This is a genomic window from Rhizobium sp. H4, from assembly GCF_003013335.1.
Classification (GTDB): Bacteria; Pseudomonadota; Alphaproteobacteria; order Rhizobiales; family Rhizobiaceae; genus Rhizobium; species Rhizobium sophoriradicis.
Genome location: NZ_PSOW01000006.1, coordinates 16,477 through 32,947 on the forward strand (window position 1 = coordinate 16,477; position 16,471 = coordinate 32,947).

Sequence of the window (16,471 nt, forward strand, 5' to 3'; positions counted from 1 at the left end):
CGTCAGCGCGGTGTCCTCAGCGAATTGGGTGAACCGTCATTGGCAAGTTCGGGCATCAGCTCGGCGATTTCGACCACCTTGCCGGTGCGCGAACTCGTCAGCGCGGCAATGCCGCAGAGCACGGACATGGCGCCCGCCCGCGTGCCGGCGCGCTGGCCGAGCCGGTCTTCCATGTGGGGTTTGAAGATCATGTTGCGCATCCGGTCGTCGCCGCCGTAATGGCCGCCGGTGAAATGCGGGACGACGATCCGTTCGACCGCTTCCTTGCCATTCGGGAAATTGCGGATGAGAAGAATAGTGTCCTCCTTCGGCTGTTCCCAGGGCTGCGCTTCATACTGGCGGATTTCGATGCGTCCCTTGGTGCCGTTGAAAGCCAGGTGATGGCCCTCTATCGGCTGGAAGGTGTTGAGCGAATAGGAGACATGGACGTTGTTGCGGTAGCGGAGCGACACCACCATCGTGTCGGGAATATCGATATCTTCGCGGAAGACGCAGCCATCGCGGAAATAGCCGTCGATCTTCGAAGGATCCTCGTAAAGCTGATCGAGGAAGGGATCCTTTTCGAGATCGAGATAGTAGTCGCATTCATGCGCGTGCGGACAGAGCTTGCAGCGGGGTCCGCGGAACGGGCCCTTGCGGCCATAGTTCTGCAGATCGGCGAAGGACGTGACCGCCTCGGGGTCGCTGTCGAGATACCAGTTCAGGAGATCGAAATGGTGGGTGGCCTTGTGAACGAACAGGCTGCCGGAATTTTCCGTATAGGCATGCCAGCGGCGGAAGTAGTCGGCGCCGTGCTTGGTGTTCAAGTACCAGTGGAAGTCGACGGAGGTCACCCGGCCGATCTCGCCGGCATTGAGCAGTTCCTTGATCCGGGCCGCCGTCGGCGCATAGCGATAGTTGAAGGAGACATCGACCCGGCGACCGGTGCGCTTCTCGGCGTCGAGAATCCGGCGAATTTTCTCGATCGAGGTGGTCATCGGCTTTTCGGTGATGACGTCGATGCCGGACTCCAGCGCCCGCACGATGATATCGTCATGCGTCTGGTCGGGCGTGCAGACTATGGCCAGATCCGGCTTCTGCTCGGCGAGCATGGAATCGATGTTTTCATAGAGCGGAGCATTGCTGCCGATCATGTTGCGGGCGCGCTCGCCGCGAAGCGAGTTCTTCTCGACGATGGCTGTGAGGTCGACATGTTCGCGCCAGCCGGCAAGCAGGTCCTTGCCCCACATGGTGGTGCCGCGGTTTCCGGTGCCGATCAGGGCAAAACGGCGTTTCTCCATCGAATGATTCTCCTGCATGCTGATGAAACGAATTTTGAAATCAGATCTGGCAGCAGCTGCGGAAACGCTCGACGCAGGTGGCGATCACCTCGTCGGCCGGGCGCTTCCACCAGGTCTCTGCCGAAAAGATCTCCACCTCCTGCGCCCCGAAGAAGCCTGCGTCCTCGATCATCCGTCTTATGCCCTTGAGGTCGATGACGCCATCGCCCATCATGCCGCGGTCAAGCAGCATGTCCTTGGTTGGCACCAGCCAGTCGCAGATGTGGTGGGCAAAGATCCGTTTCATCCGTCCGGCGCGGGCGATCTGGTTGGCAAGATCGGGGTCCCACCAGACGTGGTAGACGTCGATCGCGACACCGACATCCTCGCCGAGGGCTTCGCACATGTCGAGCGCTTGGCCGAGCGTGTTCACGCAAGAGCGGTCGGCGGCATACATCGGATGTAGCGGCTCGATGGCGAGCTTCACGCCTGATGCCTGTGCATGCGGCAGCACCGCGGCAATGCCGTCGAACACCATCTGGCGGGCCGCGACGATATCCCTGGAAGCACCTGGCAACCCGCCGACGACGAGCACCAGGCAATCGGCTGAGAAAGCCGCCGCCTCGTCGATCGCCCGCCTGTTGTCGTCGAGGTTCTTCTGCCAGTCGGCGTCGTTCGCCGCCGGAAAAAAGCCGCCGCGGCAAAGACCGGTGAGTTTGATGCCGTTCGATTTGACGATGCGCACCGCCTCATCGAGGCCGGCCTTGGCGACCTGGTCTCGCCAGGGCGCAATCGAGGTGACGCCATGCTTCAGGCAGATATCGACGGCTTCGGCAAAGCCACATTGCTCGCGGATTGTCGCCAGATTGATCGAAAGTCCTTCGACCTGCATCTCATTCCTCCTTTGCCGTGCCTGAGATCAGTGAACGCCGTGGACGGCCAGCACCTGGCGCATCCGCGCCGCTGCGAGTTCCGGTTCGGCCAGCACCCGCGCCTTGTCGGCCAGGCGGAAGAGTTCGGCCAGATGTGCCAGCGAACGCGTGCTCTGCTGGCCACCAACCATGGTAAAATGGTCCTGCAGGCCGTTGAGATAGGCGAGGAAGACGACGCCGGTCTTGTAGAAGCGCGTCGGCGCCTTGAAGATGTGGCGCGACAACGGCACCGTCGGCTCGAGCAGATCGAAGAATTCGTGATTGCTCTTGCGGCCGAGCGCGTCGAGGGCAGCCGAGGCGGCCGGCGCGATCGCATCGAAAATGCCGAGCAGCGCGTCGGAATGACCCTCTTCGTCGCCGGCAATCAGCTCCGCATAGTTGAAATCGTCGCCGGTATACATGCGCACGCCTTTCGGCAGCCGGCGGCGCATCGCCACTTCCTTCTCCTTCGACAGCAGGGAGATCTTGATTCCGTCGACCTTTCCGGCATTGGCCTCGATTACCTCCAGGCAGGTTTCCATCGCTTTCAGATGATCGTCATTGCCCCAGTAACCCTGAAGCGCCGGATCGAACATTTCGCCGAGCCAGTGGATGACAACCGGTTCCTTGACTTGGCGGAGGATGCGGTCATAGACCCTGACATAATCGTCCGGGCTCCTGGCAGTGACGGCAAGCGCCCGGCTTGCCATCAGGATGATGCGGCCGCCGGCCGCCTCGACCGTTTCGATCTGTTCTTCATAGGCTTTGAGGATCGTGTCGATTGTCACCTCGGGGCCGGGGATCAGGTGGTCGGTGCCGGCGCCGCAGGCAATCAGTGCATCCTTGCGGCCGGCGGCTTCGCTAAGCGCCCGACGGATGAGGTCACGCGCTTCCGGCCAGCCGAGGCCCATGCCGCGCTGCGCCGTATCCATGGCTTCGGCGACCCCGAGGCCGAGATCCCAGAGCCGGTGGCGGAAGGCGAGCGTTCCCTCCCAGTCAATCGCCGGCGTCAGCCATGGATCGTTGTCGGCGAGCGGGTCGGCGACGACATGGGCGGCGGCAAAGGCGATGCGCGGAAAGGCCTTGGCGTCGCGCTTCTTCAGTTCGATCGGCGTGCCGGTCAGCGTATAAGGAACGATCTTGCCGTCGAGGGGGAGATTGATCGTCGTCACGGCTCAGAACTCCAGTGCGGGAACGTCGAGCCAGCGACGCTCAGCCCAGGATTTCAGGCCGAGCTCGGCCAGTTGCACGCCCTTGGCGCCGGCTTCCAGCCCATAGGGCCACGGCGCATTTTCGACGACATGGCGGATGAACATTTCCCACTGCGCCTTGAAGCCGTTGTCGAAGGCCTGGGTATCGGGAACCTCGTCCCAGGTCTTGTAGAAATCGATCGTCTGCGGCTGGTCGGGGTTCCAGACCGGCTTCGGCGTGTTGACGCGGTGCTGGCTCCAGCACTTCGTCAGCCCGGCGACGGCCGAACCATGCGTGCCGTCGACCTGGAAGGTGACGAGATCGTCGCGGCGCACGCGCACCGCCCAGGAGGAATTGACCTGCGCGATCACGCCGCCTTCAAGCTCGAAGGTCGCGTAGGCCGCATCGTCGGTGTCGCAATCATAGGGCTTGCCCTGCTCGTCGATGCGGCGCGGAATATGCGTGGCGCCCAGGCAGGAGACGGCCTTGACCTCGCCGAACAGATTATCGAGCACGTAACGCCAGTGGCAGAGCATGTCGAGGATGATGCCGCCGCCGTCGCCCTTGCGGTAGTTCCAGGAGGGGCGCTGCGCCGGCACGCCCCAATCGCCTTCGAACACCCAGTAGCCGAATTCGCCGCGCACCGAGAGGATCTTGCCGAAGAAGCCGGAATCCCTGAGCAGTGCCAGCTTGCGCAGGCCGGGCAGGAAGAGCTTGTCCTGGACGACGCCGTGTTTGAGGCCGGAGCCGCGCGCCTTGCGGGCGAGATCGATCGCCACCTGCAGATCGTCGGAAATCGGCTTTTCGCAATAGACGTGCTTGCCGGCGTCGAGCGCCCTGGACAGAAGCTCGGCACGCATCAGCGTCGTGCCGGCGTCAAAGAAAATCGTGTCGTCGGGATTGGCGAGCGCGGCATCGAGATCGGTCGACCAGCGCTTGATGTTATGCTTCTTCGCCAGCTCTTCCATCTTGGCGCCGTTGCGGCCGACGATGATTGGGTCGATCTCGAGTTTCTCGCCGGATTTCAGCGTGATGCCGCCCTGGTCGCGGAAGGCCAGAATCGACCGCACCAGGTGCTGGTTGTAACCCATGCGGCCGGTGACGCCGTGCAAGATGATCCCCAAGCGTGCCATTTTTTCCTCCCTGCAATTTTTTGCGGCGGGAGCGGGCGTCCTGGCCCGGCCCTCCCAAGCCGGTAACTAAACGGTTACTTGATGGCAGAAGAGCGGCGAGCCTGTCAAGAGTCAAATCCTGCTTTCGAGACTCAGCGCTTGATTGAGGCCAGCGTGACGTAGACGATATGCTTTTCCCACGCGTCGAGATGGCTCGGCTCGAGAAGGTCGCGGCCGAAGATCGTCGAGAGCGTGTACTGGTTGGAAAGGTAGAAATAGCCGAGCGAGGCGATCGTCAGGTAGACGTGCAGGGGATCGGCGGTTTCGATGAAGACGCCCTGCTTCTTTCCCTGCTCGAGCACTTGGGAAAGCTCACCGATCAGATGCGAATGCAGCTCCTTGAGCCGGACGGACTGACGCAGCCAGCGGGCGCGATGCAGGTTCTCCGTGCCGAGCAGGCTGAGGAATTCCGGATGCTGGAGGAAATAGCGCCAGGTGAAGAGCGCCAGTTCGCCGATGCCTTCCTCCGGGCTGCGATCGCCGATATGCAGGGCGCGCTCGGCGGTGCGGATGCCGACATAGGCCTCCTCGAGCACTTTCAGGTAGAGCTGCTCCTTGTCGCCGAAATAGTGGTAGAGCATGCGTTTGTTGGTGCCGGCCCGCTCGGCGATGGCGTCGACGCGGGCGCCGCCCATGCCGTTTTCGGCGAATTCTCGGGTTGCCGCTTCGAGGATCGCCGCGCGCGTCCGCTCCGGATCACGTTGGGCCGTCCGCTCCGGCGACGGTCGCCGGGCCTGCTTCCTTTCCCTGTTTCCCCCGTTGTCGTTCATCAGCTCCACCCCTGTAGTCACGTGTTGCGCTCATAAGCCTTCGGTGCGAAATTGTAAAAACCGAATTTCGAAGGGCGGCCCGCCGCAACAGAAGGGTCGGAGCATGACGTCGCCTGCAACCGCCGACGCTTTTCGCCATCATGCTCTGACCGACACCGCTTGACAGGCTTGCCGCTTTGCTCGTAGCTTGTAACCAATTAGTTATTTGCGCAAGCAAAACTGGTTTGGAAGCGTGTGGAGGCGCTTCCCTTTGGAGGAGGAAAAAATGACCCTGCGTGTAAACAGACGTAATTTCGTAGCGGGAGGCGCAGCACTTCTATCGCTCTCGGCGCTCGGCACCAGCGCCTTGGCTCAGGAAACGCGCCTGCGTCTCCTGTGGTGGGGCTCGCAGCCGCGTGCCGACCGCACCAACAAGGTGTCGGAGCTTTACAAGGCGAAAAATGCCGGCGTTACCATCAACGGTGAGTTTCTCGGATGGGCCGATTATTGGCCGCGGCTTGCGACCCAGGTCGCGGGCCGCAATGCCCCTGATATCATCCAAATGGACTACCGCTACATCGTCGAATATGCCCGGCGCGGTGCCCTTGCTCCTTTGGAATCCTACATGCCGTCGAAGCTGCAGCTCGAGGATTTCGATCCTGCGCAGATTGAAGGCGGCAAGGTCGATGGCCATTTCTATGGTGTCAGTCTCGGCGCCAACTCGGCCGCAACCGTGGTGAACGCCACGGCCTTCAAGGAAGCCGGCATCGATATGCCGACGCAGAAGACGACTTGGGAAGAATTCGGCAAGATCGGTGCCGAGATGACCAAGGCCGGTAAGCGCAAGGGTTACTTCGGTTTTGCCGACGGCAGCGGTGTCGAGCCGGCGCTCGAAAATTACCTTCGCCAACGCGGCAAGGCGCTCTATACGGCGGACTCGAAGATTGCTTTCGGTCCTGAGGAAGCGTCTGAATGGTTCGATATGTGGGCTAAGTTCCGCGAAGCCGGAGCTTGCGTCACCCCTGATATCCAGGCCCTATACAAGGATACGATCGATACCAGCCCGCTCACCGTCGGCAAGGCTGCCTGTGACTACGCACACAGCAACCAGTTCGTCGGCTATCAGGCCATGGTCAAGGACAAGTTGGCCCTGACCAACTACATGCGCATCACGCCGGACTCAAAGGGCGGCCATTACCGCAAGCCATCGATGTTCTTCTCCGTATCGGCTCAGTCGAAGGTGATGGATCAGGCGGTCGACTACGTCAACTTCTTCGTCAAGAATCCGGATGCCGCAGTGATCCTCGACGTTGAGCGCGGCATTCCGGAATCGAAGGCAATGCGCGATGTCGTCGCTGCCAAGCTCGACGAAACCGGCAAGGTTCCGCTCGACTATGTCGCCGGCCTCGGTGATCTTGCCGGCCCACTGCCGCCGCCGCCGCCAACCGGCGCAGGCGAAGGCCAACTTATTCTGCGTAACATCGCCGAACAGGTAGCCTTCGGACAGCTTTCTCCCTCGGATGGCGGTAAGCAGCTTGTCACCGAAATTACGCAGATTCTCGCACGAGGCTGATCCCGTATGAGCAATGCGATGCGCACGCCTGCAGGGGCCATACCGGTGGAAAGATATCAGGGGGCCGTGGCCGAGGGACGCTTCCGGCGCCTCTGGAACGCCAATGCGCCCGGCTATCTCTTCCTCCTGCCATGGCTCATCGGCTTTTTCGGGCTGACGCTCGGGCCGGCCCTGATTTCGCTCTATCTCTCCTTCACCGACTACGACATGCTACGGTCGCCGAGTTGGGTGGGAACGGCGAATTACGTGCGCATCGCCACGGCGGATCCGAAATTCTCGGCCGCCATGAATGTCACCCTGACCTATGTCGTCTTCTCGGTGCCGTTCAAACTGACCTTTGCTTTGCTGGTCGCTATGGCGCTGAACCGCGGCCTGCGCGGGCTGACCTTCTATCGCGCCATCTTTTACCTGCCCTCATTGCTGGGCGGCAGCGTGGCGATCGCCGTTCTCTGGCGCCAGCTTTTCGCCAGCGATGGTCTCGTCAATGCCGCGCTCTCGCAGTTCGGCATCGAAGGTCCGAGCTGGATCTCGCATCCGAACTATTCGATCTATACGCTGGTGGCGCTGTCGGTCTGGCAGTTCGGCTCGCCGATGATTATTTTCCTCGCCGGCCTGCGCCAGATCCCGCAAGACATGTATGAGGCGGCCAGCCTCGACGGCGCCTCGAAATTCCGGCAATTCCACAAGATCACCCTGCCGCTTCTGACGCCGGTGATCTTCTTCAACGCCGTCGTCCAGACGATCGAAGCTTTCAAGGCCTTCACGCCGGCCTTCATTATATCGGGCGGCACCGGCGGGCCGATCAATTCGACGCTGTTCTACACGCTCTACCTCTATCAGGAAGCCTTCGGCAATTTCCGCATGGGCTATGCCTCGGCGCTCGCCTGGATCCTGGTGGTGATCATCGCGATCTTCACCGCCTTCTCCTTCCTGACCTCGCGTTACTGGGTGCACTACGATGACTGAGATGACCGCTTCCGTCACTGCGGCCAGGCCGCCATCGGACATCACCAAACGCAGCCTGCCGGCGTCGCTCGTCATCCACGCCCTGCTGATCGCCGCTTCGCTTCTGATGCTCTATCCGCTGTTGTGGATGGTCTCGGCATCGGTCAGGCCCGAAAACGAAATCTTCTCGTCGACCTCGCTCATCCCGTCGTCGATCGATTTCGCCTCTTATGTCCGCGGCTGGACCGGGCTCGATGTCAGCTTCGGCCGTTTCTTCTGGAATTCGCTCGTCATCTCGCTGCTGGTCGTGACCGGCAATGTCATCGCCTGTTCGCTGACGGCCTACGCCTTTGCGCGGCTGCGTTTTGCCGGCCGGAATTTCTGGTTTTCGATCATGCTCGGCACGCTGATGATCCCCTATCATGTGACGCTGATCCCGCAATATGTGCTGTTCCTCGACCTTGGCTGGGTGAACACCATCCTGCCGCTCGTCGTGCCGAAGTTTCTGGCAAGCGATGCCTTCTTCATCTTCCTGATGGTGCAGTTCTTCCGCGGCATCCCGCGCGAACTCGACGAGGCGGCGATGATGGACGGCTGCAGCGCCTGGCGCATCTATTGGAAGATCATGCTGCCGCTGTCGCTGCCGGTGCTGGCGACCGCCGCCATCTTCTCCTTCATCTGGACCTGGGACGATTTCTTCGGTCCGCTGATCTACCTGAACGACATGAACACCTATACGATCCAGCTCGGCCTGCGCACCTTCGTCGATTCCACCAGCGCCTCGGATTGGGGCGGTCTCTTCGCCATGTCGACTTTGACGCTCGTGCCGGTGTTCTTCTTCTTCCTGTTCTTCCAACGCCTGCTGATCGAGGGCATCGCCACGACGGGCATGAAACGCTGATGGCGGCAGTGGAAAAGAGTGACATGAGCATCAAGACCGTCGCGATCGTCGGCTGCGGCATCGGCCGCTCGCATATCGTCGAGGGCTATCTGCCGCATTCCGACAAGTTCAAGGTCGTGGCGATCTGCGACCTGAACGCAGAACGTCTGGCGGCGGTCGGCGACGAGTTCGGCATCGTGCGCCGCACCACCTCTTTCGAGGAACTGCTCGCCGACGACACGATCGACATCATCGATATCTGCACCCCGCCCGGCATCCATCTGGAACAGGTGGTCGCGGCGCTCGCCGCCGGCAAGCATGTCGTTTGCGAAAAGCCGCTGACCGGCTCGCTCGCCGGCGTCGATGCCATCATGGAAGCGGAAAAAACCGCTCGAGGCGTGCTGATGCCGATCTTCCAGTATCGCTACGGCGACGGCATCCAGAAGGCCAAGCGGATTATCGACGCCGGTATTGCCGGCAAAGCCTATACGGCTTCGGTCGAAACCTTCTGGCTGCGCAAACCGGAATATTATGCCGTGCCCTGGCGCGGCAAATGGGCGACGGAACTCGGCGGCGTGCTCGTCACCCATGCGCTGCATCTGCACGACATGCTGATGCATCTGATGGGCCCGGCGGCCAGGGTCTTCGGCCGCGTTGCCACCCGCGTCAACGATATCGAGGTCGAGGATTGCGCCTCCGCCAGCCTGCTGATGGAAAACGGCGCCTTCGTCTCGCTGTCCTGCACGCTGGGTTCGCAGGAACAGTTGAGCCGGCTGAGGCTGCACTTCGAGAATGTCACCTTCGAAAGCAGTCATGAGCCCTACACACCCGGCAAGGATCCCTGGAAGATTATCGCTGCCAATGACGACGTGCGGGAAAAGATCGACCGGGTGATTGCCGACTGGAAGCCGGTCGCGCCGCGATTCACCACCCAGATGGGTCAGTTCCACGCCTTCCTCAGCGGCCAGGGGCCGCTGCCGGTGACGACAGTGGATGCCCGCCGCGCGCTGGAGCTGGTGACCGCCATCTACCAGTCATCCGACAGCGGCGCCGAAGTGCCGCTGCCGGTCGGTCCCGACAGCCCGAAATACGCCGATTGGCGCGCAAGAACGAAGCAACAATAAATTACGAGAGGGGTTTGAGACGATGGCAACCAGTGTCGTTCTTCAGAAGGTCGAGAAGCGCTACGGCGCAATGGATGTCATCCATGGCATCGACCTCACGATCGATCCCGGCGAATTCGTCGTTTTCGTCGGGCCCTCCGGCTGCGGAAAATCGACCCTTCTGCGCATGATCGCCGGCCTCGAGGAAATATCAGGCGGCGCGCTGCTGCTCGACCACGAGCGCATGAACGAGGTGGCGCCGGCCAAGCGCGGCATTGCCATGGTCTTCCAGTCCTATGCGCTCTATCCGCATATGTCGGTCTACAAGAACCTCGCCTTCGGCCTGGAGACGGCGGGTTACAAGAAGGCTGACATCCAGCCGAAGGTCAAACGCGCCGCCGAAATCCTGCAGATCGAGAAGCTCCTGGAGCGTAAGCCGAAGGCGCTCTCGGGCGGCCAGCGCCAGCGCGTGGCCATCGGCCGGGCTATCGTGCGCGAGCCGCGTATCTTCCTGTTCGACGAGCCGCTGTCGAATCTCGATGCCGAACTGCGCGTGCAGATGCGCGTCGAAATTTCCAGACTGCACCGGCAGCTCGGCAACACCATGATCTATGTCACCCATGACCAGGTCGAGGCGATGACGATGGCCGACAAGATCGTCGTCCTGAATTCCGGCCGCATCGAGCAGGTCGGCGCGCCGCTCGATCTCTACAACAACCCCGCCAACCGCTTCGTCGCCGGCTTTATCGGCAGCCCGAAGATGAACTTTCTGCAGGCGCGCATCGAAGAGGTCGGTGAAGCCGAAACCAGCATTCATGTCTGCGGCAATTCCGTCCGCCTGCCGCGCCGCCTGAAAGGCGAGGCCGGCGAGGCCGTCACCTTCGGCATCCGCCCCGAGCATCTCTCCCTCACGCAGGGCACCATCACGCTTTCGACCGTGAATGTCGATCTCGTCGAAAATCTCGGCGGCGCCACCATGCTCTACACCACGACGCCGGATGGCCAGCTGCTGACTGTGGCGCTCGACGGCCAGCAGAAGGTCGAGCCCGGCGCCAATGTGAAGACCTTCTTCGATCCGGCCCGCTGCCACGTCTTCGACGCCACCGGCAAGACCATCTGACCCGATAGCGCCCTTTGCGCGTCCGGAAGGGCGCGCGCGGCTGCTTGACAGCCTATCCTGCTCTGCCCCATCATTTTGCCAGCGCCGCAAGGGGGATAGCATGACGCCTGAGGATAGGATTCATGCGCTTGGCATCTGGCAGGGTCCGATTGAAATTTCGCCGATATCCGGCGGCATCACCAACAGGAACTATCTGGTCAGCGATGCCGTCGCGCGCTGCGTGGTGAGACTCGGCACCGACATTCCGATCCACCACATCATCAGGCAGAACGAGCTTGCCGCAAGCCGCGCGGCGCACGCAGCCGGCCTGTCGCCCGCCGTCATCCACCATTCGCCCGGCGTGCTGGTGCTCGACTATATCGAGGCGCGGGCGCTGTCGCCCGAGGATATCAGGACGCCGGAAATGCTGGCCCGGATCGTGCCGCTGGTGCGCGCCTGCCACCATGATATCGCACGGCATTTCCGCGGCCCGGCGATGATCTTCTGGGTCTTCCATGTCATCCGCGACTACGCCGCCAGCCTGAAGGAGTCGGGCAGCCTCCACCTCCCACTGCTGCCGGCGTTGATCGCCAAGGCCGAGACGCTGGAAGAGGCGGCAGCGCCGTTCGAGATCGCCTTCGGCCATAACGACCTGCTGGCCGCCAATTTTCTCGATGACGGCAAGCGGCTCTGGCTGATCGATTGGGACTATGCCGGCTTCAACACGCCGCTGTTCGATCTCGGCGGGTTGGCCTCCAACAACGAGTTCTCGCAAACCGCCGAGCAAATGATGCTGGAGATCTATTTCGATCGGCCGCCGACCGATGATCTCCGCCGCCGCTACGGCGCGATGAAATGCGCCTCGCTACTGCGCGAGACGCTCTGGAGCATGATTTCGGAAATCCACTCCACCATCGATTTCGACTATGCCGCCTATACAGTCGAAAATCTCGCGCGCTTCGAGCGCACCTATCAAGCTTTTGAACAGGATCGATAAATGACGAGACAATTACCGAAGACGGCCAAGGCCGTGGTCATCGGCGGCGGCATCATCGGCTGCTCGACGGCCTATCATCTCGGCAAGCTCGGCTGGACCGATACGGTTTTGCTCGAGCGCAAGAAGCTGACCTCGGGCACCACCTTCCATGCCGCCGGTCTTGTCGGCCAGCTGCGCAGCAGCGCCAACATCACCCAGCTGCTCGGTTATTCCGTCGATCTCTACAAGCGGCTGGAAGAGGAAACCGGTCTCGGCACCGGCTGGAAGATGAATGGCGGCCTGCGCCTTGCCTGCAACGAGGAGCGCTGGACGGAGGTCAGGCGCCAGGCGACCACGGCGCAGTCCTTCGGCCTCGAAATGCAGTTGCTGACACCGCAGGAGGCCTTCGATCTCTGGCCGCTGATGACAACAGACGATCTCGTCGGCGCCGCCTTTCTTCCGACAGACGGCCAGGCCAATCCCTCCGACATCACTCAGGCGCTGGCAAAGGGCGCCCGCATATCAGGCGTTTCGATCTTCGAGGACACCGAAGTCCTCGACCTCGACATCGACAAGGGAAGGATCCGCGCCGTCGTCACCGCTGAAGGCCGCATCGAGTGTGAGCGCGTCGTCGTCTGCGCCGGCCAATGGACCCGCGCCTTCGCTGCCCGCTTCGGCGTCAACGTGCCGCTGGTCTCGGTCGAGCACCAATATATCATCACCGAATCCTTCGGCGTGCCCTCCAATCTGCCGACGCTGCGCGATCCCGATCGCCTGACCTACTACAAGGAGGAGGTCGGCGGCATGGTCATGGGCGGCTATGAGCCCAATCCCATTGCCTGGGCAAAGCAAGGTATCCCCGAGGATTTCCATTACACGCTGCTGGACAGCAATTTCGACCATTTCGAGCAGATCATGGAACAGGCGCTCGGTCGCGTTCCGGCGCTGGAGAAAGTGGGCGTCAAACAGCTGCTGAACGGCCCGGAAAGTTTTACGCCGGATGGCAATTTCATTCTCGGCGAAGCGCCGGAGCTCAAGAATTTCTTCGTCGGCGCCGGCTTCAACGCCTTCGGCATCGCCTCGGCCGGCGGCGCCGGCATGGCGCTCGCCGAATGGGTGACGAAGGGCGAGCCGCCCTACGATCTCTGGCCGGTCGATATCCGCCGCTTCGGCCGCCCGCATTTCGATACCGACTGGATGCGCACCCGCACGCTCGAAGCCTATGGCAAACACTACACCATGGCTTGGCCGTTCGAGGAGCATTCGAGCGGGCGCCCCTGCCGCAAGTCGCCGCTCTATGACCGGCTGAAGGCGCAGGGTGCCTGTTTCGGCGAAAAGCTCGGCTGGGAGCGGCCGAACTGGTTCGCCGATCTCTTCGCCAATGAGGAGCCGAAGGATATCTACAGCTACGGCAGGCAGAACTGGTTCGACGCCGTCGGCCGCGAGCATAAGGCGGTGCGCGAGGCGGCCGTCATCTTCGACCAGACCTCCTTCGCCAAATTCGTGCTGAAGGGCAGGGATGCCGAGGCGGCCCTCTCCTGGATCGCCGCCAACGATGTCGCAAGGCCTGTGGGCGCTCTCATCTATACGCAGATGCTGAACGACAAGGGCGGCATCGAATGCGACCTGACCGTCGCCCGCATTGCCGATAACGAATATTACATCGTCACCGGCACCGGTTTCGCCACCCACGACTTCAACTGGATCGCCCGCAATATTCGGGGGGAGATGCATGCCGAGCTGGTCGACGTCACCTCGGCCTATTGCGTGCTGTCGCTGATGGGACCGAAATCACGTGCGGTCCTGGAAAAGGTGACCGGCAGCGATGTCTCGAATGCCGCCTTCCCCTTCGGCCAGGTCAGAACCATCGGCATATCGGGCTGCCCGGTGCGGGCGCTGCGTATTACTTATGTCGGCGAACTCGGCTACGAACTGCACATCCCCATTGAATATGCGACCACGGTCTATGACGCGCTGATGGCAGCAGGCGGCGAGCTCGGTCTTGCCAATGCCGGCTACCGCGCCATCGAGAGCTGCCGCCTGGAAAAGGGCTATCGCGCCTGGGGTTCCGATATCGGCCCCGACCATACGCCCATCGAGGCTGGCCTCGGCTGGGCGGTGAAGATCAAAAGGAACATTCGCTTCCGTGGCCGCGAGGCGATCGAGCGGCAGCTTGCCGACGGCGTCAAGAAGCGCCTCGCCTGCTTCGTTCCCGACGATCCCGATACCGTACTGCTCGGCCGCGAAACCATCTATCGCAACGGCAAACGCGTCGGCTGGCTGTCGAGCGGCGGCTTCGGCTATACGCTCGGTAAGCCGATCGGTTACGGCTACGTCCGCAATGCCGAGGGCGTCTCGGAGGAATTTGTTCTCTCCGGCAGCTATGAACTGGATGTCGCCAGGGAACGCATTCCCTGTAAGGTGTCGCTGGCGCCGCTCTACGATCCCGACATGGCGCGCATCAAGGCGTAGTGACGCCGGCCGATTGCCCAAACTTGCATTGCGCGCGGCTTCCCTATTAAAGCATTGTCGACACATGCGTCTGAGCGCGTGTCGTTTGGCTGGTGATGCTTACGCTAAGACAGATCGAGGTCATACGCGCCATCATGGTGACCGGCAGCATCGCAGGCGCTGCGCGGTTGCTGAACGTTTCGGCGCCCGGCCTCAGCCGCCTCATGAAATATACGGAAGATTCCCTCGGTATCCGGCTCTTCGACCGGCGCGCCGGCCGCTTTGTGCCGACATCCCAGGCGCGCAATATTTTCGACCTGCTCGATACCGTGCATCGTAAGATCGACGATCTCCAATCGGCCGTAGCCGGGCTCGGGCGGGGACAGAGCCAGGAGCTTCGCATCGCATCCGTGCCGAGCATCGCCAACGTGATGGTTCCCCGCGCCATCGCCAAGCTGCGGCAGCGCTTTCCGGATCTCGGGCTCGACGTCAACATTCTCAAGATAGAGGAGGCGATCGACTACCTGCTCCTCGGACGCGGCGAACTGGTCGCGATCTCGTCCCGTTTCGATCATCCCCTTATTGAATTCGAGCCTCTGGCGAGCGGCAGGCTGTTGTGCATCGTCCCGGAGACGAGCCCGCTGGCGACCCGGGACAAGATCACGCCCCAGGAAATGTCCGGCTATCCGCTGATCGGGATCGACCCCAAAGACCCGTACGGCGCGATCATGGCGGCCATGTTCACCAATAGCGGCGTCGCCTATCAGATGAACATCAAGGCTCGTTTCGGCACGACGGTTTGCAGCCTGGTGGCGGCGGGTCTGGGGATCGCGATCATCGACGAGTTCACCGTGGCGCATGGCGTCGTTCGCGGATTAAAAGGTATCGAAATCGACGCCGACAGCGTTTTCCATACCTACATCGCCTATCGCCGGGATTTGCCTCTCTCCGCCTATGCCGAGCACTTTCGGCAGCTTCTTCGCCATGAAATGCAGAGCGCGAGTTCGCTGAGGCCCGCCGATAGAGCGTCAACGCGGAAGAAATAGCATTTTCGGTCGCCGGCAGAGCTTGCGGCCCGATCCCACGGTCTCGGGCTCACTCGGCACACGATTTGATCATTAACATGATGTTACGGAAGCCTGCGAAAATGATACTCGATATAGCGGTCTTTCATCGCTACGCTTTCGTGGAGAATTGACACAGGTCGAGCGCTATATCGGCCGCACAAACCAAGTGCGGCAGGATGTTCCGGTCCCTGGCTAGGAAACGGACGGCAGATGGCGGGAATTATTCCTTCTGGAAATACGAGGCTCTTCATAGTCGTGGGCGACCCCATCGCGCAGGTGCGCTCGCCGGATGTCATCACGCGGCTTTTGACCGATCGGAAGGAAGACGCCGTCGTCGTGCCGATGCATGTGGCTTCTGCTGATCTGCCCACTGTTTTTGACGCGCTGCGGGCGGTTTCCAATATCGGCGGATTCCTCGTCACCGTTCCGCACAAGCAAGCGGCATTCGGCCTCTGCGCGACGACCTCGGATCGCGCCAGCTTCGTCGAGGCGGTCAATGTCGTGCGCCGGACGGGCGACGGCTGGCATGGCGACAATACCGACGGGCTCGGATATCTGGACGGAATGGAGAAGGAAGGTTTTTCCGTCGCCGGCCGCAGATGCCTGCTGGTGGGGTGTGGAGGCGCGGGTTCGGCGATCGCCCTCGAAATCATGAGGCGCGGAGCGGGAATGCTTGCGATCCACGATATCGACACCGAGCGGCGCGATGCTATTATTGAAAAGCTCGACAGGCTTTATTCAGGCCGGGTCGTCTCCGGAGATGCAAATCCGGCAGGCTATGATCTCGTTGCCAACGCCACCCCGCTCGGAATGCGGCCAGATGATCCTTTGCCGATCGACGCATCCAAACTGGAAGCCCGGCAATTCGTTGCTTGCGTCATCACCAAGCCGGAAGTTCCGCCGCTCATCCAGGATGCACGCCGGCGTGGGTGCCGGACGATGACGGGCGCTGGGATGTTTGACGCGCAAGCTCTTGTCCTTGTGGACTTTCTGTTGATGCGACCGCCTGGACCGGAAGTGTGCTTGAAAAGCGGCTAGCTTTCGTCTCCTGCTGATGGGAGGCCGGGGCGCTTTAGGAGACGGCGCCGCAAAAGC

14 protein-coding genes are annotated in these 16,471 nt (G+C 61.6%); 9 read left to right on the forward strand and 5 right to left on the reverse strand.

Annotated elements, in window-relative coordinates; genetic code table 11:
• Positions 1-2: 2 nt before the first annotated feature.
• The 5 genes from C4N04_RS10740 to C4N04_RS10760 form a co-directional block, all read right to left on the reverse strand.
• A complete protein-coding gene (locus C4N04_RS10740) occupies positions 3-1,280 on the reverse strand; it encodes a Gfo/Idh/MocA family oxidoreductase (RefSeq protein WP_106796014.1) in 1,278 nt (425 codons plus the stop codon).
• A gap of 40 nt (positions 1,281-1,320) precedes the next feature.
• On the reverse strand, positions 1,321-2,151 hold the full coding sequence (locus tag C4N04_RS10745; protein WP_106796015.1) for a sugar phosphate isomerase/epimerase family protein: 831 nt from the start codon (positions 2,149-2,151) through the stop codon (positions 1,321-1,323).
• A 27-nt stretch (positions 2,152-2,178) separates the two neighbouring features.
• A complete protein-coding gene (locus tag C4N04_RS10750; protein WP_106796016.1) occupies positions 2,179-3,342 on the reverse strand; it encodes a dihydrodipicolinate synthase family protein in 1,164 nt (387 codons plus the stop codon).
• Between the two features lie 3 nt (positions 3,343-3,345).
• Positions 3,346-4,494, reverse strand: a complete 1,149-nt coding sequence (locus C4N04_RS10755) for a Gfo/Idh/MocA family oxidoreductase (protein ID WP_106796017.1) — start codon at positions 4,492-4,494, stop codon at positions 3,346-3,348.
• A gap of 131 nt (positions 4,495-4,625) precedes the next feature.
• Positions 4,626-5,303, reverse strand: a complete 678-nt coding sequence (locus tag C4N04_RS10760; RefSeq protein ID WP_106796018.1) for a TetR/AcrR family transcriptional regulator — start codon at positions 5,301-5,303, stop codon at positions 4,626-4,628.
• 265 nt (positions 5,304-5,568) lie between these two features.
• Here C4N04_RS10760 and C4N04_RS10765 point away from each other — a divergent pair, with 265 nt between their 5' ends.
• From C4N04_RS10765 to C4N04_RS10805, 9 genes are all read left to right on the forward strand, one after another.
• Positions 5,569-6,855 carry an ABC transporter substrate-binding protein gene (locus C4N04_RS10765; protein ID WP_038685983.1) on the forward strand — a complete coding sequence of 429 codons (1,287 nt, stop codon included), beginning with the start codon at positions 5,569-5,571 and terminating at the stop codon, positions 6,853-6,855.
• Between the two features lie 6 nt (positions 6,856-6,861).
• Complete coding sequence (locus tag C4N04_RS10770; RefSeq protein ID WP_038685985.1) at positions 6,862-7,821, forward strand: sugar ABC transporter permease; 960 nt, start codon at positions 6,862-6,864, stop codon at positions 7,819-7,821.
• 1 nt (position 7,822) lies between these two features.
• Positions 7,823-8,701, forward strand: coding sequence for a carbohydrate ABC transporter permease (locus tag C4N04_RS10775; RefSeq protein ID WP_009989873.1), 879 nt, complete (start codon positions 7,823-7,825; stop codon positions 8,699-8,701).
• Between the two features lie 23 nt (positions 8,702-8,724).
• Complete coding sequence (locus tag C4N04_RS10780; protein ID WP_106796019.1) at positions 8,725-9,804, forward strand: Gfo/Idh/MocA family oxidoreductase; 1,080 nt, start codon at positions 8,725-8,727, stop codon at positions 9,802-9,804.
• 22 nt (positions 9,805-9,826) lie between these two features.
• A complete protein-coding gene (ugpC, locus tag C4N04_RS10785) occupies positions 9,827-10,903 on the forward strand; it encodes a sn-glycerol-3-phosphate ABC transporter ATP-binding protein UgpC (protein WP_086155837.1) in 1,077 nt (358 codons plus the stop codon).
• Positions 10,904-11,003: 100 nt separating this feature from the next.
• The gene (locus tag C4N04_RS10790; protein ID WP_106796020.1) at positions 11,004-11,879 is read left to right on the forward strand and encodes a choline/ethanolamine kinase family protein; all 876 of its coding nucleotides are present in this window, start codon (positions 11,004-11,006) and stop codon (positions 11,877-11,879) included.
• The gene (locus C4N04_RS10795; RefSeq protein WP_106796021.1) at positions 11,880-14,330 is read left to right on the forward strand and encodes an FAD-dependent oxidoreductase; all 2,451 of its coding nucleotides are present in this window, start codon (positions 11,880-11,882) and stop codon (positions 14,328-14,330) included.
• A gap of 95 nt (positions 14,331-14,425) precedes the next feature.
• Positions 14,426-15,355 (forward strand): LysR family transcriptional regulator, encoded by a 930-nt coding sequence (locus tag C4N04_RS10800; RefSeq protein ID WP_096763485.1) that lies wholly within the window; start codon positions 14,426-14,428, stop codon positions 15,353-15,355.
• Between the two features lie 276 nt (positions 15,356-15,631).
• Entirely contained in the window at positions 15,632-16,414 is a 783-nt protein-coding gene (locus C4N04_RS10805; RefSeq protein WP_245425561.1) for a shikimate dehydrogenase, read from the forward strand.
• Positions 16,415-16,471: the final 57 nt, after the last annotated feature.

Bases quoted from the DNA above. Each gene is read 5' to 3' on its own strand.
- C4N04_RS10795 (WP_106796021.1), top strand. From the start codon at position 11,880: ATGACGAGACAATTACCGAAGACGGCCAAGGCCGTGGTCATCGGCGGC.
- C4N04_RS10745 (WP_106796015.1), bottom strand. From the start codon at position 2,151: ATGCAGGTCGAAGGACTTTCGATCAATCTGGCGACAATCCGCGAGCAA.
- C4N04_RS10755 (WP_106796017.1), bottom strand. From the start codon at position 4,494: ATGGCACGCTTGGGGATCATCTTGCACGGCGTCACCGGCCGCATGGGT.
- C4N04_RS10740 (WP_106796014.1), bottom strand. From the start codon at position 1,280: ATGGAGAAACGCCGTTTTGCCCTGATCGGCACCGGAAACCGCGGCACC.
- ugpC (WP_086155837.1), top strand. From the start codon at position 9,827: ATGGCAACCAGTGTCGTTCTTCAGAAGGTCGAGAAGCGCTACGGCGCA.
- C4N04_RS10760 (WP_106796018.1), bottom strand. From the start codon at position 5,303: ATGAACGACAACGGGGGAAACAGGGAAAGGAAGCAGGCCCGGCGACCG.
- C4N04_RS10790 (WP_106796020.1), top strand. From the start codon at position 11,004: ATGACGCCTGAGGATAGGATTCATGCGCTTGGCATCTGGCAGGGTCCG.
- C4N04_RS10770 (WP_038685985.1), top strand. From the start codon at position 6,862: ATGAGCAATGCGATGCGCACGCCTGCAGGGGCCATACCGGTGGAAAGA.
- C4N04_RS10765 (WP_038685983.1), top strand. From the start codon at position 5,569: ATGACCCTGCGTGTAAACAGACGTAATTTCGTAGCGGGAGGCGCAGCA.
- C4N04_RS10800 (WP_096763485.1), top strand. From the start codon at position 14,426: ATGCTTACGCTAAGACAGATCGAGGTCATACGCGCCATCATGGTGACC.
- C4N04_RS10780 (WP_106796019.1), top strand. From the start codon at position 8,725: ATGAGCATCAAGACCGTCGCGATCGTCGGCTGCGGCATCGGCCGCTCG.
- C4N04_RS10775 (WP_009989873.1), top strand. From the start codon at position 7,823: ATGACCGCTTCCGTCACTGCGGCCAGGCCGCCATCGGACATCACCAAA.